General features: G+C 70.4%; 19 protein-coding genes. 18 read left to right on the top strand and 1 reads right to left on the bottom strand.

Features of this window, described 5'->3' with window-relative positions:
* Nucleotides 1-4 precede the first annotated feature (4 nt).
* From G8E01_RS10955 to G8E01_RS10875, 17 genes are all read left to right on the top strand, one after another.
* Nucleotides 5-919: an ABC transporter permease gene (locus G8E01_RS10955; RefSeq protein WP_166319579.1), complete on the top strand. Its 915-nt coding sequence runs from the start codon at nt 5-7 to the stop codon at nt 917-919.
* Between the two features lie 65 nt (nt 920-984).
* Entirely contained in the window at nt 985-2,646 is a 1,662-nt protein-coding gene (locus G8E01_RS10950; protein ID WP_166319577.1) for an ABC transporter substrate-binding protein, read from the top strand.
* Nucleotides 2,647-2,709: 63 nt separating this feature from the next.
* The gene (locus tag G8E01_RS10945; RefSeq protein WP_166319575.1) at nt 2,710-4,023 is read left to right on the top strand and encodes an NtaA/DmoA family FMN-dependent monooxygenase; all 1,314 of its coding nucleotides are present in this window, start codon (nt 2,710-2,712) and stop codon (nt 4,021-4,023) included.
* A gap of 206 nt (nt 4,024-4,229) precedes the next feature.
* Entirely contained in the window at nt 4,230-4,727 is a 498-nt protein-coding gene (locus G8E01_RS10940; RefSeq protein ID WP_166319573.1) for an NAD(P)H-dependent oxidoreductase, read from the top strand.
* A gap of 37 nt (nt 4,728-4,764) precedes the next feature.
* Nucleotides 4,765-5,301 carry a flavin reductase family protein gene (locus G8E01_RS10935; protein WP_166319571.1) on the top strand — a complete coding sequence of 179 codons (537 nt, stop codon included), beginning with the start codon at nt 4,765-4,767 and terminating at the stop codon, nt 5,299-5,301.
* Nucleotides 5,298-6,128 (top strand): aldo/keto reductase, encoded by an 831-nt coding sequence (locus G8E01_RS10930; RefSeq protein ID WP_166319569.1) that lies wholly within the window; start codon nt 5,298-5,300, stop codon nt 6,126-6,128. Before G8E01_RS10935 ends, G8E01_RS10930 begins: the two co-directional genes overlap by 4 nt.
* A 275-nt stretch (nt 6,129-6,403) precedes the next feature.
* Nucleotides 6,404-7,240 (top strand): ATP-binding cassette domain-containing protein, encoded by an 837-nt coding sequence (locus G8E01_RS10925; RefSeq protein ID WP_205827278.1) that lies wholly within the window; start codon nt 6,404-6,406, stop codon nt 7,238-7,240.
* 1 nt (nt 7,241) lies between these two features.
* Nucleotides 7,242-8,027 carry an ATP-binding cassette domain-containing protein gene (locus G8E01_RS10920; RefSeq protein ID WP_166319567.1) on the top strand — a complete coding sequence of 262 codons (786 nt, stop codon included), beginning with the start codon at nt 7,242-7,244 and terminating at the stop codon, nt 8,025-8,027.
* The gene (locus G8E01_RS10915) at nt 8,024-9,064 is read left to right on the top strand and encodes an ABC transporter permease (protein WP_166319565.1); all 1,041 of its coding nucleotides are present in this window, start codon (nt 8,024-8,026) and stop codon (nt 9,062-9,064) included. Before G8E01_RS10920 ends, G8E01_RS10915 begins: the two co-directional genes overlap by 4 nt.
* Entirely contained in the window at nt 9,061-9,924 is an 864-nt protein-coding gene (locus G8E01_RS10910; protein ID WP_166319563.1) for an ABC transporter permease, read from the top strand. The genes G8E01_RS10915 and G8E01_RS10910 overlap by 4 nt, the downstream gene beginning before the upstream one ends.
* A gap of 78 nt (nt 9,925-10,002) precedes the next feature.
* Nucleotides 10,003-11,664, top strand: a complete 1,662-nt coding sequence (locus G8E01_RS10905; protein WP_166319561.1) for an ABC transporter substrate-binding protein — start codon at nt 10,003-10,005, stop codon at nt 11,662-11,664.
* Nucleotides 11,665-11,748: 84 nt separating this feature from the next.
* Nucleotides 11,749-13,053, top strand: coding sequence for an NtaA/DmoA family FMN-dependent monooxygenase (locus G8E01_RS10900; protein ID WP_166319559.1), 1,305 nt, complete (start codon nt 11,749-11,751; stop codon nt 13,051-13,053).
* On the top strand, nt 13,053-14,372 hold the full coding sequence (locus tag G8E01_RS10895; protein WP_166319557.1) for an NtaA/DmoA family FMN-dependent monooxygenase: 1,320 nt from the start codon (nt 13,053-13,055) through the stop codon (nt 14,370-14,372). Before G8E01_RS10900 ends, G8E01_RS10895 begins: the two co-directional genes overlap by 1 nt.
* 35 nt (nt 14,373-14,407) lie before the next feature.
* Entirely contained in the window at nt 14,408-15,208 is an 801-nt protein-coding gene (locus G8E01_RS10890) for a GntR family transcriptional regulator (RefSeq protein ID WP_166319555.1), read from the top strand.
* Nucleotides 15,205-16,701, top strand: a complete 1,497-nt coding sequence (locus G8E01_RS10885) for an MFS transporter (protein WP_166319553.1) — start codon at nt 15,205-15,207, stop codon at nt 16,699-16,701. Before G8E01_RS10890 ends, G8E01_RS10885 begins: the two co-directional genes overlap by 4 nt.
* A gap of 175 nt (nt 16,702-16,876) precedes the next feature.
* Entirely contained in the window at nt 16,877-17,413 is a 537-nt protein-coding gene (locus G8E01_RS10880; RefSeq protein ID WP_166319551.1) for a flavin reductase family protein, read from the top strand.
* A gap of 310 nt (nt 17,414-17,723) precedes the next feature.
* Nucleotides 17,724-19,448 (top strand): tannase/feruloyl esterase family alpha/beta hydrolase, encoded by a 1,725-nt coding sequence (locus tag G8E01_RS10875; protein WP_166319549.1) that lies wholly within the window; start codon nt 17,724-17,726, stop codon nt 19,446-19,448.
* Between the two features lie 44 nt (nt 19,449-19,492).
* Here G8E01_RS10875 and G8E01_RS10870 read toward each other — a convergent pair whose 3' ends face one another.
* Entirely contained in the window at nt 19,493-20,269 is a 777-nt protein-coding gene (locus tag G8E01_RS10870; protein WP_166319547.1) for an IclR family transcriptional regulator, read from the bottom strand.
* Nucleotides 20,270-20,481: 212 nt separating this feature from the next.
* Here G8E01_RS10870 and G8E01_RS10865 point away from each other — a divergent pair, with 212 nt between their 5' ends.
* Complete coding sequence (locus G8E01_RS10865) at nt 20,482-21,729, top strand: ABC transporter substrate-binding protein (protein WP_205827277.1); 1,248 nt, start codon at nt 20,482-20,484, stop codon at nt 21,727-21,729.
* Nucleotides 21,730-21,734: the final 5 nt, after the last annotated feature.

Genomic DNA, 21,734 nt, shown 5'->3' with positions numbered 1-21,734 from the left:
CCTCATGACCGCGCTCGCCGATCCCGTCCGCACGCCGGAGAAGGTGGTTCCCGCCGCCCCCGCACCCCACGAGGTGGTGGCGCGCCAGAAGCGCCGCGCCCAACTGACGAACCGCATCACGGGGATCCTCTCGCTCGTGGGCGTCGCGCTCGTCCTCGCGCTGTGCCTGTTCGGCGAGGCCATCGCGCCCTATCCCGCGACCCGCGTCGTCGCCGAGCCGTACATCCTGCCGGGCGCCGCGCACCCGTTCGGCACGGACTCGGCGGGCATGGACGTCTTTTCCCGCACGCTGGCAGGCTTCCGCATCGACGTCGTCATCGGGCTCGCGACCGCCGCGATCAGCACGGTGCTCGGCATGATCATCGGCCTCGCGGCCGCCCTGTTCGAGCGCTCCCGCTCCCGCGCGCTGCGGGCGATCGGGCAGGTGTCGTTCCGGGCGCTCGACCTGCTACAGGCGCTCCCCGCCGTCATCATCGGGCTCGTCCTCGTGGCGTTCTTCGGCGTCAGCATGGTCACGCTCACGCTCGCGATGGTCGTCGCGCTGACGCCCAACCAGGCGCGCCTCGTCCGCGCCGAGGCGCTGCAGGTCAGCGGCGAGGTGTTCGTCGAGAACGCCCGCGTGTCGGGGGAGTCGGCGACGTCGACGGCCTTCCGCTACATCCTCCCGAACGCCGCCTGGCCCGCGCTCGAGAACATTACGCTCGTGTTCGCCTCCTCCATCGCCCTCGTCGCGGGCCTCGGGTTCCTCGGCGTCGGGCTCGCCCCGCCCGCCCCGGAGTGGGGATCCATGATCTCCACCGAGGTGTCCGGCGTCCTCACCGGCAAGTGGTGGCCCGTGCTGTTCCCGGCCCTCGCGATGCTGCTCGTTACCGTCTTCATGGTGGCGCTCAACCGGCGCATCATGCGCCTGTCCCACTGACTGTTCCGCCCGCTCCGCCCGGAGCATCCCCCGCATCACTCCACCCCTCCCCGAGGAGTACAGCCATGCATTTTTCGCCCTCATCCCTCTCCCTCCGCACCCGACGGATCCTGCGCACCGCCGTCGCCGGGACCGCCGCGGCCGGGCTGCTCGCGCTCGCCGCGTGCGGCGCCGGGACGACCGCCGACACCTCCGCCGACGGCACGACCGTCACGATCGTTCAGCCCGATAACAACATGGGCTGGTCGCTCGACTACACGTTCAGCGGCATGGAGCAGTCCGTCAACACGCAGGCGACGCTCTTGAAGAAGCCCTACGTCGACACCGACCAGGCCGGCGTCCAGGCCCAGGACATGGCGACGTTCGAGCCCTACCTCGCCGAGTCGCTCGAGGTGAGCGACGACGGCCTCACCTACACCTTCACGCTGCGCGAGGTCACGAGCGCGCAGGGGAACCCGCTGACCGCGGAGGACGTGCGCTGGTCGTGGGAGCGCAAGTTCGAGACCGCCACGTCGGTCGCCTACGGCGCCGCGGGGCCCGTCTGGACCGACCCCGACGAGATGATCGAGGTGATCGACGACCGCACGGTGGCCTTCACGCTCACCGACGCCGGATACGGCACCGAGTTCCAGGCGCTCTTGTCCGACGTGCTCGGCGAGGTCTACGACTCCGTCTGGCTCCAAGAGAACGCGACGGACGAGGACCCCTACGCGGTCGAGTTCTCGGCCCAGAACCCCAACTTCGGCTTCGGTCCCTACGAGGTCACGGACTGGGATCCGGCCACCGGCGCCACGCTCGTCGCGCGCGAGGACACGGGCCTGCCGATCGTCCCCGACGTCGACACCGTCATCGTCCGCATCGTGCCCGACAGCGGCGCGCGCGTCACGGCCGTCGAGAGCGGCAGCGCCGACATCGCCGAGAACGTCGACCCGGCCGCGCTCGCCGAGGCGGCGGAGAACCCCGACGTCATCGTCCCGACGGTGTCCAACTCGAACACATACGTGATGATGCCGCTCGTGACGAACAAGGCCCCGTTCGACAACGAGACGGTGCGCCAGGCGTTCGCCTACGCCGTGCCCTACGACCAGATCATCGACAACGTGTTCCACGGTCGCGCGGTGCGCAACGGATCCGGCTTCCTCGACCGCGAGGCGCCCGGGTACTCCGACGCGGACATCCCCGAGTACACCTACGACCCCGACACCGCGCTCGAGCTGCTCGAGGGCGCGGGGATCACCACGCCCGTCGACGTGACTCTCACGGTGAGCGCGTCCGACGCGGACCTCGCGAACACGGCGATCCAGATCCAGTCGGCCGCGGCCGACGCGGGATTCAACGTCACGATCGACGAGCAGAACCAGTCGCAGTTCAACGCCCAGCGCGTCGACCACTCGGGCGAGGCCTACCTGCTCCGCGACTACGCCATCACGATGGCGCCGGGCTACGAGCTCAACGTCTACACGGTGATCGACGGGGCCAACAACCTCGCCGACTGGAACGACGAGACGTTCCAGGAGCTCAAGCTCGCCGGGTACGAGTACGCCGACTCATTCTCCGAGGAGGCGGGGGAGGCCTGGGCCGCCGCCGAGGCGTACTGGATCGACTCGTCGCCCATCGTCTTCCTCGGACAGACGCAGCCGCCCGTGCTCCTCGGCAGCGACGTAACCGGCTACGCGATCCGCTCGGACCAGTGGATGGACTACTCCAACCTCACGGTCGAGGACTGACCGACACCCATTCTCCGGCGGGGCGCCTCCCGGGCGCCCCGCCGCAACGAAAGAGAGACACGCATGTTTCAGCTCGGCTGGTTCGGCAACCTGACCGCCCCCGAGTGGGCCCCCTCGCCCACCGCCCCGTTCGTGGGGGACGACGCGACGACCTGGATGGACGGGCGCTTCTACATCGACCAGGCGCGCAACCTCGAGCGCGCGGGCTTCGACTTCCTCATGCTCGAGGACTCGCTCATGGTGCCGGACATGTACCAGGGCACGTCCGAGATGGCCCTCAAGCACGCGCGCTACGCGCCGAAGCTCGACCCCGTCGTCACGGCGTCGATGCTCGCGTACGCGACGGAGCACATCGGGATCATCTGCACGGCGTCGACGACGTTCTACAACCCCTTCCAGCTCGCGCGCCAGTTCGCGACCCTCGACCACATCACGCGCGGCCGCATCGGCTGGAACATGGTCACGAGCTCCGAGGACCGAGCGGCGCAGAACTTCGGCATGGACAAGCTGCCCGAGCACGATCTGCGCTACGACATGGCCGACGAGTTCAAGCAGTGCGTCGAGGCGCTGTGGGACTCGTGGGACGAGGACGCGATCGTGGCGGATCCGGCCACCGGCTATTACGCCGACTACACCAAGGTCAAGCGCGCCGACTTCGAGGGCACGTTCTACAAGTCGCGCGGACCCCTGAACGTCCCGCGGAGCCCCCAGGGCACGCCCGTGTACTGCCAGGCGGGCGGATCCCCCAAGGGTCGCGACTTCGCGGCGAAGAACACCGACCTCATCCTCAACATCCCGAACGGCGTGCAGGGGATGAAGGAGTTCCGCGACGACATCCGCCGCCGCGCCGAGGGCTTCGGGCGCAACCCCGACGACATCAAGGTGTTCTTCGTGGTCCTGCCGATCATCGGCGAAACCGAGGCCGAGGCCAAGGCGATCGAGCAGGCCTGGGCCGACGCGAAGGACTACAACTTCGAGGTCAACATGGCCCACTTCGAGGCCACGCAGGAGATCGACATGTCGGTCTTCGACCCGGATCAGCCGCTGCCGGCCGACGTCACGACCAACGGGCACCAGTCCACGCTTGCGAACACCAAGCGCGCGTGGGGCAACAAGACGATCCGCGAGGCGGCCTCCGAGAGCAGCCGCATCTCCTCGATCCCGCTCGCCGGCACGGCCGACCAGGTCGCGGAGCGGATGGGCGAGGTCATGGAGGAGGTGGGTGGCGACGGCTTCCTCATCTACAACCAGCCCATGAGCCGCCACTACATCGCCTCGATCACCGACGCCCTGTCGCCGGCCCTGCGCCGGCGCGGCCTCATCCGCACGGGCTTCAAGCACGACCACCTCCGGGACAACCTGCGCGACTTCGCGTAGGCCCGCGGGACCGGGTGGGGCCGCGGCGTTATCGCCCGAGCCCGCGCCGCCGGATCCACTAAAAGCGCCCCCGACCAGGACATTGGCGGGGGCGCTTTCGCGCGCATGGGAGATGTCCGCGGCGTAATGGAGGCGCAAATCTGCAGATATGCCGGGGCAACCGGGGCCTGGTGTCCTAGGGGCACATCACGAACCGAGAGGACCCCATGAACGTCACGGTTGTCGCCGGAAACCCCAAGCCCGGCTCGCGCACGCTCGAGGCCGGGCGGATCCTCGCGCGCGAGTTCTCGACCGAGTGGCAGGAGGTCGACGTCGTCACCCTCGGCGCGGGGCTCCTCGGCTGGGGCGACGAAGCCGTCGCCGCGGCCGTGACCACCGTCGCCGAGAGCGACCTTATCATCGTCGCGTCGCCGACGTTCAAGGCCACCTACACGGGGATCCTCAAGCTCTTCCTCGACCAGTTCGAGACGGGCACGGGGCTCGCCGGGGTCACGGCGATCCCGCTCATGCTGGGCGCCGGCCCCGCCCACTTCATGGCCCCCGAGCTGCTGCTGAAGCCGCTGCTCGTCGAGCTCGGCGCGGTCGTGCCGGTGCAGGGGCTGTACCTCTCCGACAAGACCTACGCGGACGAGGGCGCGCTCGACGCGTGGCTCGGCCGCTGGCGCGCGGCCGTCACGGCGACCACCGGGCTCGCGCGGGCCTGATCACCACACCGATCCGCATACCTCAGGAGACCACCTCATGACCCTCGTCTCGCCGGCCCAGCCGGATCACGCCTACCGCCTCGTGAGCGTCGACGCGGAACCCGAGCACGTGCGCGCCGCCATGGGGCGCTTCCCGTCCGGCATCGCGGCCATCTGCGCCGTCGTCGACGGCGTGCGCACCGCGATCGTCGCCTCCTCCTTCTCCGCCGGGGTGTCCTACGCGCCGCCCATGGTGATGTTCTCCGTGCAGAAGAGCTCCACCACCTGGCCCACCCTCCGCCGCGCCGCGCGCCTCGGGGTGAGCATCCTCGGATCCACCCAGTCCGACGCGTGCATGCAGCTCGCCTCGCGCTCGCGCGACCGCTTCGACGGGCTCGCTACGACCGAGACGGAGGCAGGGGCGCTGCTCATCGAGGAGGCCACCATGTGGCTCGAGTGCGAGGTCGTCTCGACGACGCCCGCCGGCGACCACGAGATCGTCGTGCTCCAGGTGCACGGCATGGGCGTCGCCGACGACCGCGTGCCGCTCGTCTACCACCAGCGCCGCTTCCACTCGCTCCACGCGATCGCATGACCCTCGCCCCGGTCGATCTCCCGCCGATCGGCTTCGGCGTGTGGCAGATCACGGGCGGCGACGCCGCCCTGGTGATCCGCCACGCGATCGACACCGGCTACCCGCTCATCGACACCGCCTCCGCGTACGGCAACGAGGACGAGGTCGGATCCGCGCTCCGCCGGGCCGGGGCGGCGGCGGATACGGTCCAGGTCACGACGAAGGTCTGGATGGCCGACTACGACGACGTGCCCCGCGCCGTCGACGTCAGCCGCCGCCTCCTCGGGCGCGATCGGATCGACACCGTGCTGCTGCACTGGCCGTCGCCCCGCCTGTTCGATCGGACCCTCCGCGCCTGGGACGCCCTCACCGCGCTCGCGGAGGAGGGCGTTGTCGGATCCGCGGGGGTCTCCAACTTCACCCCCGCGCACCTCGACCGGCTTGTCGCCGCGGGCGGGCGCCGTCCGGACCTCAACCAGATCGAGCGCCACCCGTATTTCTCGCAGGCGGATGCCCTCGCGGCGCACCGCGCGCGGGGCATCGCGACGCAGGCGTACTCGCCGCTCGGCGGGCCGACCGACGGACGCGTGCGCCCCGCCGAGGACCCGGTCGTCGCTGCCGTCGCGGAGGAGGCCGGGGCCAGCCCCGCGCAGGTGATCCTCGCCTGGCACCGCGCCCACGGCGTTTCCGCCATCCCGCGCTCGGGGAACCGCGCGCGCATCGAGGCGAACCTCGCCTCGCTCGAGGTCGCGCTCACGCCCGACCAGGTGGCGCGCCTCGACGCGCTCGAGACGGGCCGCCGCCTCACCGCCGACCCCGACGTCGTCGACGAGTTCACGTTCGCGTAGGTTTTCGCGCCGTGTTACACGGTGCGAAACATACCCGCCCCGCCCGCGGCCCGCGCGAATTCGCGGCCCGCGGGCCCGGCCGGGCGGCGGCCCCGCGACACCCGCGCTGGCGTAACGGCGGATTTACGGTCGTCCGCCCCCGCCGAAACAATGCCCCGTGAGATTTAACCCACCGCTCTCCATCACGAATCTTTGACCGGCCCGTCGGGCTCACCATTCCTGCGAGAGGACCCCGTGTGACGATCCATCCGGCAACACCCGCTCCGCTGCTCAGCGTGCGCGATCTGCGCGTCACCTTCCACGACGGCGACGTCACCGCCGTGAATCGCTTCGACCTCGACCTCGCCCCGGGCGAGCGCGTCGCGGTCGTCGGGGAGTCCGGATCCGGAAAGAGCACCTCGTGCTCTGCGATCGCCGGGTTCGTGACGGATCCCGGATCGTCCGTGGACGCCTCCGTCCTCCGCTTCGACGACGCGGACCTCACCCGCCGGCGCCGCACGCGGATGCCGCGCCGGATCCCCGAGATGTCGATGATGTTCCAGGACGCGATGACCTCGCTCGACGCGGTGTGGACCGTCGGAAGCCAGTTGTGCGACGCGCTCGCCGCGGATCCGGAGGTGCCGCGCCGCGAGCGTCGGGCGCGCGCCGCCGGGTGGCTCGAGCGCGTGGGAATCCCCGACGCGGAGCGGGTTCTGCGGGCGCGGCCCTACGAGCTCTCCGGCGGCATGCGCCAGCGCGTCATGCTCGCGATCGCTCTGTGCAGCCGCCCGAAGCTCCTCATCGCCGACGAGCCGACCTCGGCGCTCGATGCGACCCTCTCCGTCGAGATGATGCGCCTCATGGTCGAGCTGACCGAGACCGCGGGCGCCGCGCTCCTCATCGTGAGCCACGACATCCGCCTGTGCGAGGCGTTCGCCGACCGCCTCGTCGTGATGTATCGCGGCGAGGTCGTCGAGACGATCGCGGCGCGGAACCTCCCGCTCGCGCAGCACCCGTATACCCGCGCCCTCGCCGACTGCGTCCCGACGCTCGGCAACTACGACGCCGACTGGCTGCCCACGATCGACGGGCCGCGCCCGGTCGCCGAGCCCGTTCACGCGAAGGTGGCGTGACGTGGGCTTCGAGCACCTGACCGTCACGAACGCGCGCCGCTCCTTCGGCACGCGCCGCCGCGCGCACCTCGCGCTCGACGGCGTCGACCTCGACGTCACGCCCGGCGCGCGCATCGGCATCGTGGGGGAGTCCGGATCCGGCAAGTCGACGCTCTCGCGCATGCTCGTCGGCCTCGACACCCCCGACACGGGTGACGTCAGCTTCGACGGGCGCCCCGTGCGCTCCTGGCTGTCCGACCGCCGCGACCTCCTGGAGTTCCGGCGGGCCGTGCAGTACATCCCGCAGGACACGACGTCGTCCTTCGACCCGCGCCGGACGTTGCGCGACTCGGTCCGGATGCCCGCGCTCACGCTCCTCGGGCTCACGACCCGCGAGGCCGACGAGCGCGTGGACGAGATGGTCGCCTCGCTCGGGCTCGCCCCCGACATGGCCGACCGGCGCCCCGGCCACGTCTCCGGCGGCCAGCGCCAGCGGTTCGCGATCGCCCGCGCCCTGATCGTCGAGCCGCAGGTCGTCGTCTGCGACGAGGTGGTCTCGGCGCTCGACGTCAGCGTGCAGGGCGTGATCCTCAACCTCCTGAAGGAGTACGTCCTCGGCCGCCAGGCCGCCCTCGTCTTCGTCTCGCACGGGCTGCCCGCGACGGCGTTCATCAGCAGCGACATGGTCGTCATGCGCGGCGGGCGGATCCTCGAGCGCGGCACCACGCACCGCGTCGTGGAGCACGCCGAGGACCCGTACACCCAGGGCCTCCTCTCGGCCTACGCGCTCGCGGGCGGCACGGCATGAGCGCCCTCGCCCGCAACCGCTGGTGGATCACCCGCCTGCTCGTCCTCCCCCTGCACCTGCTCGTCTTCAGCGTCGTCGCGTTCTTCCTCGTGCGCATGGTGCCGGGGGATCCCGTCCAGAACTTCCTCAAGGACGGCAACCCCACGGCGGAGGACTACGCCCGCGTCGAGCAGCTCCTCGGGCTCGACGGATCCCTGTGGGAGCAGTTCCTGCGCTACCTCGGCAACGTCGTCGTCCTCGACTTCGGCACCTCGATCTCCTCCGGGCGTCCCGTCTTCGACGAGCTCATGGTGCGCTTCCCCATCACGCTGCAGCTCACGCTTATCGGCATGATCGTGACGATCGCCGTCGGCTTCGCCGGGAGCTACGTCGCGGCGGTGTTCCCGCGATCGGCGGCCGGCCGCGCGATCCGGGCCTACGCCCGCGCCGCCGGGGCGATCCCCGACTTCGTCCTCGGCGTCCTGTCGATCTTCCTCTTCTACGTCCTCCTGCGCTGGGCGCCCGCGCCCATCGGGCTCGTCGGCGCGACCGAGACCCTCCCGCCCGCGATCACGGGGATGTCACTGATCGACGCGCTGCTCGTCGGCGACGTGCAGACGGCCGGGTCGATCCTCGCCCACCTGGCGCTGCCCGTCCTCGTCCTCGCGCTCGGGTACTCGCCGCTCATCATGAAGATCCTCATCATCTCGCTCGACGAGGCGCTCGACGCGGCCCCGACCCGCTTCCGGATCGCGACGGGATCCCGCCCCCGCGTCGTGCTCGCGAGCGTCTTCCGCCGCGCGGCCCCGAGCGCGATCGTCGTGTGCGGCATGCTGTTCGGCGGCCTGCTCGGCGGATCCGTCGTCCTCGATCAGCTCTTCAGCCTCGGCGGGATCGGGCAGTACGCCGTCGCCTCGATCAACTCCAGCGACATCCCCGTCCTACAGGGATTCCTCCTCCTCACGGCCGGGATCTCGCTTCTCGTCTACCTCCTCGTGGACGTCGTCAACATGCTCCTCGACCCCCGTCGCCGCCCCGGTCTGGAGGCCGCCGCATGACCGCATCCGCCGTCGCCCCCGCCAGCCGCACTCTACGGATCCGTGCCCCCCGCGAGGCGCTCACGTGGCTCGCGCTGCTGCCCGGAATCCTCCTCGCGCTGCTGGCGATCGTGGGCCCGTTCGTCGTGCCCTTCGACCCCGAGGCCGTCGTCGGACCGCCGTCGAGCGCGCCCGACGCGACCTACTGGTTCGGCACGGACAGCGCGGGAATGGATGTCTTCTCCCGCACGATCGCGGCCGCCCAGGTCGACCTGTTCATCGGGCTCGCGACCACGGTCATCGCGACGACCGGCGGCATCCTCCTCGGGATGTTCTCCGGCATGGGCGAGTCGCGGCGCGGCGTCGTCGGGCTCGTCGCCCGCGGCACCTCCCGCGTCCTCGACCTCGCCGACGCGGTCCCGCTCATCGTCATCGCCATGGTCGCCGTCGCGCTGTTCGGCGCGACGCCCCTGACGATGATCGTCGTCCTCGCGATCATCCTCGCGCCCTCACCCGCGCGGCTCACCCGGGCCGAGACGCTCCGCGTGCGCCGCGAGGCCTATCTCGACGCCGCGCGGATCCACGGCATGACCGAGACGCGCCTCAGCCTCCGTCACGTCCTCCTCAACGCCGCGGCCCCGGCGATCGAGAACATGTCGGTGATCTTCGGCCTCTCGATCGCCGTGGCCGCGGCGCTCGGGTTCCTCGGCGTCGGCATCGCGCCGCCCACCCCGGAGTGGGGCGCGATGGTCTCGCGCGGCACGTCCGATTTGATCTCCGGGCGCTGGTGGTCGTCGGTGTTCCCCGCCGCCATGCTCGGCGCGGCCATCGTGAGCGCCGCGGCCGCCGGCGCCGTCGTCCTCGCCCGGATCCGGCGCTAGCCCCCAGACTGCACCACCCCGCACCACCCTCCTGAGCACCACCCATTTCCTGCACTGCCCATGAAGGGATGCTTTGCCATGCCACCGTTTCGTCATCTCGCACGCCGACCCCGACGCGCCATCCTGGCCGGGATCGCCGCGACCGCCGCGCTCGCGCTGAGCGCCTGCGCTGGCGGCACCTCGGCGGATCCGTCCGCCTCGGCCGACGCCGACGGGATCGTCGTCGCCGCCGTCGGTGTCCCCGTGTCGTGGGCCCACGACTCGGGCGTCATCACCCCCGGAAAGTACGACTACCTCACGCTGTCGCAGGGCTTCCTCGTGAAGAACCCCTACATCGAGAGCGACGACGGGGTGACCGGCCTGCAGGACGTCACGAGCTTCGAGGGCGACTTGGCCGAGTCGTACGACGTGAGCGAGGACGGGCTGACCTACACCTTCCACCTGCGGGAGGACGCGGTCAGCGCGGCGGGTAACCCGCTCACGGCCGACGACGTGGTGTGGACGTACGAGCGCAAGTTCGCCACGCCCACGAGCTCCGTGCAGTTCGTGAACCGCCCGATCCTCACGGATCCCGCCACCCAGATCACGAAGATTGACGACCACACCGTGTCCTTCACGGTCGAGAACGCCGGATACGGCTTCACGCTGCTCTCGCTGCTCGCGAACTCGACCGGCGCCATCTTCGACTCGACGCTTCTGAAGGAGCACGCGACCGACGACGACCCGTACGCCGTGTCGTGGTCGGACACGAACTGGGACTCGAACTACGGCTTCGGCCCGTACATGGTCGACAGCGTCTCGGGCGACACCGAGTGGACGATGGTCGCGAACCCGAACTGGTACGGCGATACGGCGATCGACGAGATCACGTTCAAGGTGATCGCCGACCCCGCCACGCGCGCGCAGGCGCTCGCCAATGGCGAGGTGCAGGCCGCCATGGCGTTGCGCTCGGTCGACTCGGCCGACCTCCTGGGCAACGACGCGGTCGTGGTGCCGAGCGGCACGTGGTCGAGCAACCTCCTCATCGCGCCGCTCGTGACGAACAAGGCCCCGTTCGACGACGTGCTCGTGCGCCAGGCCTTCCAGTACGCGATCCCGTACGAGCAGATCGTGGAGAACGTCTACGACGGCCGCGCCACCGAGGCGAACGGCATGCTCGACCCGTCGCTGCCGGGCTACACCGACGAGGGCCTCGTCGACTACACCTACGACCCCGAGATGGCCGCCGATCTCCTCGCCGAGGCCGGGTTCGCCGACGGCGTCGAGTTCACGCTCACGTACGCCTCGGGCTCGCCCGACGTCTCCGACGCCGCGATCCAGATCCAGAGCGCGGCGGCCGAGGCCGGCTTCACCGTGACGCTCGACGAGCAGCCGGCCGCGGCGTTCGCGACCGGGCGCGCCGAGGGCGACTACCAGGCGATCCTGCAGCGCGACGCGGCCCTCGTGCAGGCGCCGTCCTACGAGATGCTCCTGTTCACGGGGGAGGGCGCCACGACGAACTACTCGAAGTGGGAGAACCCCGACTACTACGCCGCCGTGAACGACGCGATCGACGCGGGCGACCCTGCGACCGAGGAGGGCGGCCTCGCCTGGAACGCGGCCGAGCAGATCCTCATGGACGACGCGGCGATCGCCTTCATCGCCCGGCCGATGGCCAACTGGGCCGTCGCATCGTCGCTCTCGGACGCGGCGTTCCGCACCGACAGCACGATCGACTGGGCCGCCGTCACGCCCGAGTAATGCCCGCGGGAGGGGGCGCTCGCGCCCCCTCCCGCACCACACGCCCCACCGATAAGCGCGCACCACACACAAGGAGATTTTCGCGTGAGCAAGAAGATGCACCTCGGCTGGTTCATGAACTTCAGCCGCTCCACCGCCTGGAACGGCCCGTGGGTCCTCGAGTCCGAGGCCCGCGAGTGGATGAACGGCGATTACCACATTGACTGGGTGCGCTCGATGGAGCGCGCCGGCTTCGACTTCGCGATGCTCGAGGACTCCTCGATGGTGTCCGACGGGTACGGCGGCTCGATGGAGGCCGACCTGAAGTACTCGCTCTACGCCCCCAAGGGCGACCCCCTGTCGATCGCCCCCGTGCTCGCGAAGGCCACGAGCAACATCGGTATCATCTCGACGGCGTCGACGTCGTTCTATCCGCCCTTCCTCCTCGCCCGCTCGATCGCGACGATCGATCACCTCTCCGGCGGCCGCGCCGGCTGGAACATCGTCACCTCGAGCGAGGACCGCGCCGCGCAGAACTTCGGCCTCGACAAGCTGTACGAGCACGACGAGCGCTACGAGCGCGCCGACGAGTTCGTCGAGGTCGTCGAGAAGCTGTGGGGGTCGTGGGATGAGGACGCCCTCGTCATGGATCGCGAGACCGGCACCTACGTCGACCACACGAAGGTGCACCCCATCCACCACCGCGGCAAGTACTACGGCGCGCGCGGGCCGCTCAACCTGCTGCGCCCGCCGTCGGGGAAGCCCGTGTACTGCCAGGCGGGCGGATCCCCCCGCGGACGCCAGTTCGCCGCGGAGCACGCCGATACGATCATCTCGGCGGCCCAGGGCATCGAGGACATGCGCGAGTTCCGCGACGACATCCGCGCCCGGATGCTGCGCGCGGGCCGCAACCCCGACACGTGCAAGGTCATGTTCATCACCATGCCCGTGCTCGGCGAGACGCAGGCGGACGCCGACCGCAAGTATGAGGAGATGAAGCACCCCACGAAGGCGGGGGTGGACGTCGCGCTCGGCCACATGGGCGCGCTCACGGAGATCGACTTCACGACGATCGACGTCGACAAGCCGTTCCCCGAGCTCACCACGAACGGCCACCGCACGACGCTCGAGAAGTTCCTGAAGCTCGGCCGCACCCCGCGCGAGGCCGCGGGGAACTGGTCGATCCGGTACACGGATCCGACCTTCGTCGGAACGCCGGAGAAGGTCGCGTCCGAGATGGCGCGGGTGTTCGACGAGGTTGGCGGCGACGGTTTCCTCATCGCCGGCGGCGGATCGCGCCGCGGCATCACGGAGATCACCGACGGCCTCGTGGGGGCGCTGCAGCAGCTCGGGCGCGTGCGCACCTCGTACGACAGCGACACGCTGCGCGGCAACCTGATGGCGTTCTGATGGGGCGCGTGCACCTCGGCTGGTTCACGAACTTCCTGCCGCCGTCGTGGAACCGCACGTGGTCCGGCCGCGCGGCCGACACGTGGGCCTCGGGGCAGTTCCACATCAACGTCGCTCGCCGCCTCGAGGAGGGGTGTCTCGACTACCTTCTCCTCGAGGACTCCAGCTACGTCTCAAATGCCTACGGCGGCGAGTTCGAGCTCGAGCTGCGGCAGATGTCGCGCGCGCCGAAGCACGACCCCATGCCGCTCGTCGCGGCCATGGCCCGCGAGACCCGCCACCTCGGGCTCGTGGCGACGGCGAACACGACCTACTACTCGCCCTTCCTGCTCGCGCGCCTCATGTCGACGCTCGATCACATCTCCGGCGGCCGGGCCGGGTGGAACATCGTCACGGGCGGCCCCAACCAGGCGCTCGCGAACTTCGGGCTGGACCAGCGCGCGGAGCTGAAGGACTCCGCGTCGGCGCACGACCTGCGCTACGACATCGCCGACGAGTTCGCCGACGTCGTGCTGAAGCTCTGGGATTCGTGGGAGGCCGACGCCGTCATCGCCGACCGGGAGGCGGACCGCTACATCGAGTCGGCGAAGGTCCACACGATCGACCACGTGGGCGAGCACTTCCGCTCGCGCGGCCCGCTCAACACGATTCCGAGCCCGCAACACCGCCCCGCGATCTGCCAGGCTGGCGGATCGCCGCGCGGGATCGCGTTCGCGGCGAAGTACGCCGACACGATCGTCGCGCTCCCCAAGGGCGTCGAGTACATGACGAGCTACGTCGCCGACGTGCGGCGCAGCCTCGAGGAGCAGGGGCGGGATCCGCACTCCGTGAAGATCATGTTCCTCGTCTCGCCGACCCTCGGCGACGACGACGCCGACGCGCGGCGGCGCCGCGACGCCGATCGCGCGCGGGTGGACGAGCGGATCCGCCAGCGCCTCTCGCTCATGTCGGGCGGCGACGAGGACTGGTCGACCTATCCGCTCGACGAGCCCCTGCCGGATCTCGACAAGACCGGGCAGAGCTCGTCGAACACGTTCCTGCGGGTCAACGCCGGGAAGACCTTCCGGCAGGCGCTCGCCGAGGACACGACCGAGGCCGTCGAGCTCGTGGGCGCCCCCGAGACGGTGGCCGAGCGCATGGGCGAGGTGGCCGAGGCCACGGGCGGCGATGGATTCCTCTTCTACTCCGGCAGCGGTCAGCTCACCATGCGCTACGTCGACGAGGTCATCGATGGGCTGGTCCCCGCGCTCCAGCGCGCGGGGCTTGCCCGCACGGAATACGTCTCGAGCACTCTGCGCGAGACGCTCCAGGAATTCTGACGCGCGCCGGATCCGCGGCGCGAGAGGGGGATCCCATGATGGGAGATCGCACGGGGCGGCCCCACGGCGACCGCGCGGCCGCCGATCGCGCGAACTTCATGCGCGCGAAGGCGGCCCGCCGCTCCGAGTACGAGCGGCAGAACGTGTCCAGGCGCGTGTACGTCCTCATCCGCACTGCGATCCGCAAGGGCTACCTCGCGCGCGGCGAGTCGCTCGAGGAGTCCCGGCTCATGTCGGACTTCGCCGCGCCGGGGGGCGCGGTGCGCGCGGCGCTCGGGCGCCTCGCCCGCGACGGCCTGCTCCGGCGCTCGCCCGGTGCGGGCACGCACGTGGAGGAGTTCTTTGTGGGCGTCGAGGTCGGCCGCCCGCAGGAGACGACGGGCGTCTTCGAGATCGAGACGCTGTTCTCCGGGCTCGTCCCGGGCGCCCCGGGGATCCGCGAGCAGCTCTGCCTGCCCGAGGACAGCCCCGTCCGCGTCGCGGAGTACCTCCTCCACACCGAGGGGCGGCCGTATTGCGTCGAGACCATCTACTGGGCCCCGACGACCGCCCCCCGCGTGCCGTTCGTCGCCGCGTCGGGGGACGACCTGCCGACCGCCTTCCGGCGGCACTTCGGCGTCGCCCTCGGCGACAGCACGACCGCGATCGACGCGGTCGTCGGCGACGCCGCGACGACCGCGAGCCTCGGGGTCCCCGCCGGGACGCCCCTCCTGCTCAGCGAGAAGCTCCTCACCGGCGCGGACGGCGTGCCGCGGGAGCTGCAGTACATCCACTACCCGGCGGGACGCACCTACTTCATCGCAAGCACCGATTACGAGACGGAGATACGGCCGTGACGGCGACACCCGTGCGCACCACCGAGGAGGGGCGCGGGCCGAGCATGCGCGCGCTCATCGTGCCGATGAGCGGGGTGCTCGTCGCCCAGTTCGTCGCGAACCTCAGCGCGACGATCGTCGCGACCGCGCTGCCGTCGATCCGGTTGAGCCTCGACGGCCCCGCGGAGCACGCGACCTGGATCGTCGCCGCGACCGTCCTCGGCAACACCGCGAGCACGCCGCTGTGGGGAAAGCTCCTCGACCGGTTCTCGCCCAAGAACATGCTGCTCGTCGCGGTCGCGCTGTTCGCGCTCGGGAGCCTCATCGCGGGGCTCGCCCCGCACACCGGGATCCTCATCGTCGGGCGCGCGATCCAGGGCGTCGCGCTCGGCGGCGTCATCAACGCCAACGCGATCGTCGTGGCGGGCCTCGTGGCCGCGCGGTTCCGGGGCAAGCTCAACGCCTGGACGTCGGCCGTGCAGACGAGCGCGACGCTCGCGGGTCCCGTCGCGGGCGGCATGCTCGTCGAGGCGCCGGCGCTCGGTTGGCGCTGGGCGTTCTTCCTCAGCGTGCCGTTTGCTCTCACCGCGATCGTGATTCTGTTCTTCACGCTTCCGAAGCTGCCCGCGCCCGCGACGCACGGGCGCGGCGACATCCTGGGCGGTCTCCTCATCGGCACGACCGTGACGGCCGGGCTGATCGCCGTCTCGATCGCGCCCCGCGCGGGGGAGCAGCCCGTCGTCGTCTGGGTCTCCGCCGCGGTCGCGCTCGTCGGGACGATCCTCACGGTCGTTGTCGAGGCGCGGGCGCCGGATCCGGTCATCCCGCTGCGCTTCCTGCGCGACCCGGTCGTGCGCGGATCCGCTCTCGCCGCCCTCCTCGTGGGCACCTCGATGTTCTCCGCGACCGTGTTCGCGGCGCAGTACTTGCAGCTGGGCGTCGGGATCTCGCCGACGCAGTCGGGTCTGCTCCTCATGCCCGGCGCCATCGCCACCGTCATCGTCAACATCGCGGCCGGACAGTTCATGGCGCGCACGGGGCGGGTCCGGCCCGTCCTCGTGTTCGGCACCGCCGCGCTCGCCGTCGGCAACCTCGTCCTCGCGCTCGTGTTCGTCGAGCCGATCGCGTGCGTGATCGCGGCGACCGTGCTCATCACGTGCGGGACGGGCGCGACCCTGCAGAACCTCGTCGTCACGGCCCAGAACGTCACGGATCGCGCGAACCTCGGCGCCGTCAGCGCGCTCATCGTGTTCGGTTTCGTGCTCGGCGGGACGGTCGGTCTCGTCGTCTTCGGCACGCTGCTCGAGGCGCTGCTCGGGGGACCGGATCCGGGCCTCGCGGGCTACAACGCGGCCATGTTCACCGTGTTCGGCATCGGCGCGCTCGTCCTCGTTCCGGCCGTCGTCATCACGATCGCGATGCGCCCCCAGATCCTCCGCGGGACGATGGCGCCGGCGCCGACGGCCCCGGAGACGGGGGCGGTGCCGGTCGTGCGCGAGGCCCGGGAGGGCTGATCCGCCGCGGCGGAATGCGGCGGGATCCGCCGCGATCCGCGTCAGGGCGCGGATCGCGTTGGCGCAACGGTCGTTTTACGAGGGCGTGACGGTGGCGCAATTGCGCCTTTCCATACTGGGGGCACACCCCGCTTCCGACTCCCGGCCATCCGCCCCGCTCAGAAGGAGCACCGCCATGACCCTCCTGTCTCCCGTCGACACCGCAGCCATCCGCACGCTCGTCGAGATCTCGGCCGAGCCCGAGCAGGTCCGTGGCGCCATGGGGCGCTTCCCCGCCGGCATCGCCGCCATCTGCGCCGTCGTCGACGGCGTGCGCGTCGGCATGGTCGCCTCGTCGTTCTCGGCTGGCGTGTCCTACGCCCCGCCGATGGTGATGTTCTCGGTGCAGAACGCGTCGTCGACCTGGCCCGTGCTCCGGCGCGCGTCGCGCATCGGCGTGAGCATCCTCGACGCCACGCAGGCCGACGCCTGCATGCAGCTCGCCTCGCGCTCGCGCGACCGCTTCGAGGGCCTCGAGGTCACGGAGACGGACGGCGGCTCGCTCCTCGTCGGCGGCGCGACGATGTGGCTCGACTGCGAGGTCGTGTCCACGACGCCCGCGGGGGACCACGAGATCATCGTCCTGCAGGTGCACGCGATGAGCGTCGAGCACGCGGGAGCGCCGCTCGTGTATCACGAGCGGCGCTTCCACTCCCTCAGCGCGCTGGCGTGAGGGCGGCGACCAGCTGAGACCCCTCCCGGAACAACCCGAGCGCCCGGCGGCATCTGCCGCCGGGCGCTCGGGTCGTGTGCGGGGCCGTGTTCCGCTCATCGATCCGAATGCCCTCTCGTTCGCCTGCGCGGAACGTGACTTCCGCAAAACGTCCCCCGGGAAACCTCCGCGAAACGATCTGCATACCTGGACCGTCATCCTCGCGAGGAACATTCCACGCGGGGCGGATCCGCGCCCCCTGCGAAAAGGAATGGACAGGATGAAGCGAATACTGGGAGGCGCCATTGCCGTGGTGGCGCTTGTGGTCGGGGTGGCAGCACCCGCAGCGGCGCTCGACACATCGTTCCAATATGTGGAACGGGCATCTGTTGGCAGCGTGATCGAACATTGTGGCGAGCTCGCGCGCACATACGTCGCCGACGACTCGGGCGTCGAGGTGACGGCCGTGGTGGCGTCGGCCGTGTCGGTCGCGGCCGACGACGGCGAGCCCGCCTGTGAGCTGTCCGGAACGATCGACGGACGAGTCGGGTTTACGGTGCAGCTTCCGACGGACACCTGGAACGGGCGATACTTCCAGACCGGCTGCGGTGGCTTCTGCGGATATGTGCCCATCGACAGCTGTGCGGCGCCGCTCGCGGCCGGGTTCGCCGTGGCCGCGGAGGACACTGGGCACGCCGATCCGACGGGAGGTGCCGAGTGGGGCGCAATGGACGCGGACGCGCGCGCGGACTGGGGCTACCGGTCGCCGCACCTTCTCGCCGTGAGCGCCAAGCAGATCATCCACGAGGCATACGGGGCATCCGCGAGCGCATCGTATTTCCAGGGATGCTCGACGGGCGGTCGTCAGGCGCTCAGCGAGGCGCAGAGGTATCCGGACGACTTTGACGGCATCATCGCCGGCGCGCCGGCGCTGTACCAGAACTACCTCGCGGTGCTCTCGCAGGGCGGATACGAGCGGATCAACCGGCGCGACGACGGCACCGCGATCCTGACGGCCGAGGCCGTGGACACGCTGGCCGCGGCCGTGCAGGACGCCTGTGGTGGCGTCGACGGCGTCGTGGCGGATCCCATGGGGTGCGACTTCTCGCCGGAAACGCTCACCTGCGTGGATGGCGCGGCGGCCGACTGCCTGTCTCCCGAGCAGGTCGACGTCGTGCAACGCCTGTACGCCCCGCCCGTGGCCGACGATGGCACCGTGCTGTACCCCGCGGGTCTCCCGCTCGGGTCCGAATCGCTGTGGATGGGGATGGCCGTGGGGACGGACGAGGCTTACTCGGGCGGCGGCGGCTACGCCCAGAATGTCCTGCGGTATCTCGCGTTCCCCGAGAGCCCGGGCGCGGAGTACGCGCTCACCGATTTCGACCCGAGTACGCAGTATCGCGAGCTCGACGCCATGGCCGAGGTTTACAACGCGGACGACGCGGACCTCTCCGAGTTCGCGGCGAGCGGCGGGAAGCTCATCCTCTATCACGGGCTGGCGGACGCCCTGATTACGCCCTACGGCACGGTGGAGTACCTCGAGGCCGTCGCCGACAAGATGGGCGCCGGAACGGTCGACAATTTCGCCCGACTGTTCCTCCTTCCCGGCGTCTCCCACTGCACGGGCGGCCCCGGTGAGGACACCGTCGACTGGCTGGGGTCCCTCGTGGATTGGGTCGAAAACGATTCCGCGCCGACGCAGGTCGAGGCAACGAAACTCACGGCAGGCGAGATCGCGAGTGCCCGCACGGTGGCGGCCTACGAGCTGGGCTCGGGGACGTCGTGGTACAGCGACTGGTTCGCGAGCGCGGGCGCGAACCCTGTGGGCACGGGGCCCGTCGAGCCCGAAGCTCCCGCTGCGGAGGACACGGTGGCGGCGCCGACAGCACCGGTGGAGCCGAGTGTCGACGGCACCGCGGGTGCAGCGGAGGAGACCGCTGCGCCCCTGCTCCCGACCGGGGAATCGCCCGCTCGCGCGCTGACGGCGGTGGCGTTCGTCGCCGTGCTCGTCGGCGCCGGGGGCCTCGCGGTTGTGGCGCGGCGGCGCCGAGCCTGACGTCCTCGGACGTGTGCGCGGGGCCCGTGGGCCCCGCGCACGCGTCATTCTCCAACAACAGATCGCCTGTAGCGCTCCGACGCCTCTGCGGCCGCGTCGACCACGCTCTGGGCGAGCGCGTCCCGCGATACCCCCTGCGCGCGGTCGGCGAGCGTGGCGACCGAGATCGCGCCCTCGGGGATGCCGTCGGGGCCGAAGAGGGGGGCCGCGATGCTGCTCGAGAAGGGGACGCGCTCGCCCGCCGTCTGCGCCCAGCCCCGCTCGCGGATCTCCGCAAGTCGCTCCCGGATGGAGGCTTCCTCGACGATCGTCTGATCGGTGTACTGCGTGCGCGGCTGGCGGAGGACGAGGTCGACGTCGACGTTCGGGAGGAACGCCAGGATGCTGAGGCCGCTGGCGCCGGACCAGAGAGGCACTTGGTCGCCGAGCCGGATGGTGATTCGGATGGGCTTGTAGCTCTCCACCTGGCCGACGTAGTGACGCAAGTGTCCGACGCGTTCTGTCGCGGTGGCGGTCTCGCCCGTTTCGGCCGCGAGGTGCGCGATGACGGGGAGGGCTGCTTCCCGGATTCGGCTACTGCGCGCCGCTTCGTGCCCAAGAGCGAGGGCGGCCGGTCCGATCGCATACTTTCGGGACTCGCTGAGGTACCGAACGAAGCCGCCGGCCACCAACGTCTGCAGGATGCGGTGGACAACGGCCTTGCTCAGGTCGCATCGCCGGGCCAAGTCGGATACGCCAAGCGGCGCGCTGCTCGCGCCGAATTCCGTGAGGACGAGGACGACGCGCTCCGTCGTCGACGGTCCGTGGTCTGCCAGTGCCATCAGGTCTCCTTCGTGATGCTTGTCACCATATCGATGCGTTTCAACTGTCGGAACACGTATCCGCCGATTCCGGCGAGCGTTAACACCCGCGTTACACGCGGGCAATCCCAGAAGCGGCGGAAAGTAGTGAAATAAAGCGATCTCAACCGGAATGAGTGTTGTTTCAAAGGGTGGAACACACGAGGTGAGTGGAACAGTCGACAGGAGACAACGTGCGAACTCGAAACAGGATCGTCGCCTCGGCGTCCGGCATCGCTCTGGGCGCCCTTGCGCTCAGCGCCTGCGCGGGCTCCGCCGTGAGCGGCACGGCCGCCGACACGAGCGCTGACGTCGAGGAGATCGTCATCGGGTCGCTGCACCCGCTCAGCGGGGCCAACGCCGCGGACGGTCAGCAGATGGCGAATGCGGCCCAGATGGCCGTCGACGCTATCAACGAGGCGGGCGGTATCGACTCGCTCGGCGGCGCGCAGCTCGTCGTCGAGGAGGCCGACACGCGAGGCGAGGCCGAAACGGGACAGTCCGAGGCCACGCGCCTCATCCAGGAGGGCGTCGTCGGGCTCGTCGGCTCGTACCAGAGCGGCACCAGCGCGAACATCGCCTCCGTCTCCGAGCGCAACGGCGTGCCGTTTGTGATGGACGTCTCCGCGCTCGACTCGATCCTCGAGCAGGGCTACACGAACTCGTTCCGGATCCAGCCGTCGGGCTCGATGATGGGGAGCCAGGCGGCCATCGACCTCGTCGACATGGCCGAGGCGTCGGGCACGAGCGTCGAGTCGGTCGGGTACCTCTACGAGCAGGGCAACTTCGGCGCGTCGGCGTACGAGGGTTTCGCCGCCCAGGCCGAGGAACTCGGTGTCGAGGTCACGAACGCCGTGAGCTACGACCCCGCCGCGAGCGACCTCTCCACGCAGGTGCAGCAGGCCATCGCTGGCGGCGTCGACGTGCTCGCCGTCTCGGGCTACTACAACGACGGGCTCGCGATCGCGCGGGCGGTTTCGTCGATCGCGCCCGACCTTGATGCGGTGTACGGCGTCGCGAACGGCGGCTTCGACCAGTCGCAGTTCGTGGTGGATGCCCCGGAGGGTGGCGAGGGCTACCTCAACGCGAACTACCACTGGGACGTCACGAAGCCGGCCGCGCAGGAGCTCGCCGAGGCCTACGAGGCGGAGTACGGGGAGCCGATCCGCACGAGCGCGGTCCTGACGTACGACGCCGTGATGGTCATCGCCGAAGCGATCGAGGACGCCGGTAGCGCCGATCCCGCCGCGATTCGCGATGCGATCGCCGAGTCCGACTACGAGCCGCTCGTCGTCAACGACGGTCCCGTCGCGTTCGACGAGACGGGCCAGAACGAGAACGCGTCGGTCGTCGTGATGCAGATCCAGGACGGATCCGTGCTGCAGGTGTTCCCGAGCGACCTCGCCGAGGCCGACGCGGTCTTCCCCGCACTCGCCAACTAACCCCC

It is taken from the genome of Microbacterium excoecariae (genome assembly GCF_011326725.1).
In the GTDB taxonomy this organism is placed as follows: Bacteria; Actinomycetota; Actinomycetes; order Actinomycetales; family Microbacteriaceae; genus Microbacterium; species Microbacterium excoecariae.
This window is presented reverse-complemented; position numbering and strand designations above follow the sequence as displayed.

What these genes read in the sequence shown, in the direction of transcription:
- G8E01_RS10915 (WP_166319565.1), top strand. Translation starts at nt 8,024, where the DNA reads ATGAGCGCCCTCGCCCGCAACCGCTGGTGGATCACCCGCCTGCTCGTC.
- G8E01_RS10935 (WP_166319571.1), top strand. Translation starts at nt 4,765, where the DNA reads ATGACCCTCGTCTCGCCGGCCCAGCCGGATCACGCCTACCGCCTCGTG.
- G8E01_RS10930 (WP_166319569.1), top strand. Translation starts at nt 5,298, where the DNA reads ATGACCCTCGCCCCGGTCGATCTCCCGCCGATCGGCTTCGGCGTGTGG.
- G8E01_RS10870 (WP_166319547.1), bottom strand. Translation starts at nt 20,269, where the DNA reads ATGGCACTGGCAGACCACGGACCGTCGACGACGGAGCGCGTCGTCCTC.
- G8E01_RS10910 (WP_166319563.1), top strand. Translation starts at nt 9,061, where the DNA reads ATGACCGCATCCGCCGTCGCCCCCGCCAGCCGCACTCTACGGATCCGT.
- G8E01_RS10955 (WP_166319579.1), top strand. Translation starts at nt 5, where the DNA reads ATGACCGCGCTCGCCGATCCCGTCCGCACGCCGGAGAAGGTGGTTCCC.
- G8E01_RS10895 (WP_166319557.1), top strand. Translation starts at nt 13,053, where the DNA reads ATGGGGCGCGTGCACCTCGGCTGGTTCACGAACTTCCTGCCGCCGTCG.
- G8E01_RS10950 (WP_166319577.1), top strand. Translation starts at nt 985, where the DNA reads ATGCATTTTTCGCCCTCATCCCTCTCCCTCCGCACCCGACGGATCCTG.
- G8E01_RS10940 (WP_166319573.1), top strand. Translation starts at nt 4,230, where the DNA reads ATGAACGTCACGGTTGTCGCCGGAAACCCCAAGCCCGGCTCGCGCACG.
- G8E01_RS10880 (WP_166319551.1), top strand. Translation starts at nt 16,877, where the DNA reads ATGACCCTCCTGTCTCCCGTCGACACCGCAGCCATCCGCACGCTCGTC.
- G8E01_RS10890 (WP_166319555.1), top strand. Translation starts at nt 14,408, where the DNA reads ATGATGGGAGATCGCACGGGGCGGCCCCACGGCGACCGCGCGGCCGCC.
- G8E01_RS10905 (WP_166319561.1), top strand. Translation starts at nt 10,003, where the DNA reads ATGCCACCGTTTCGTCATCTCGCACGCCGACCCCGACGCGCCATCCTG.
- G8E01_RS10945 (WP_166319575.1), top strand. Translation starts at nt 2,710, where the DNA reads ATGTTTCAGCTCGGCTGGTTCGGCAACCTGACCGCCCCCGAGTGGGCC.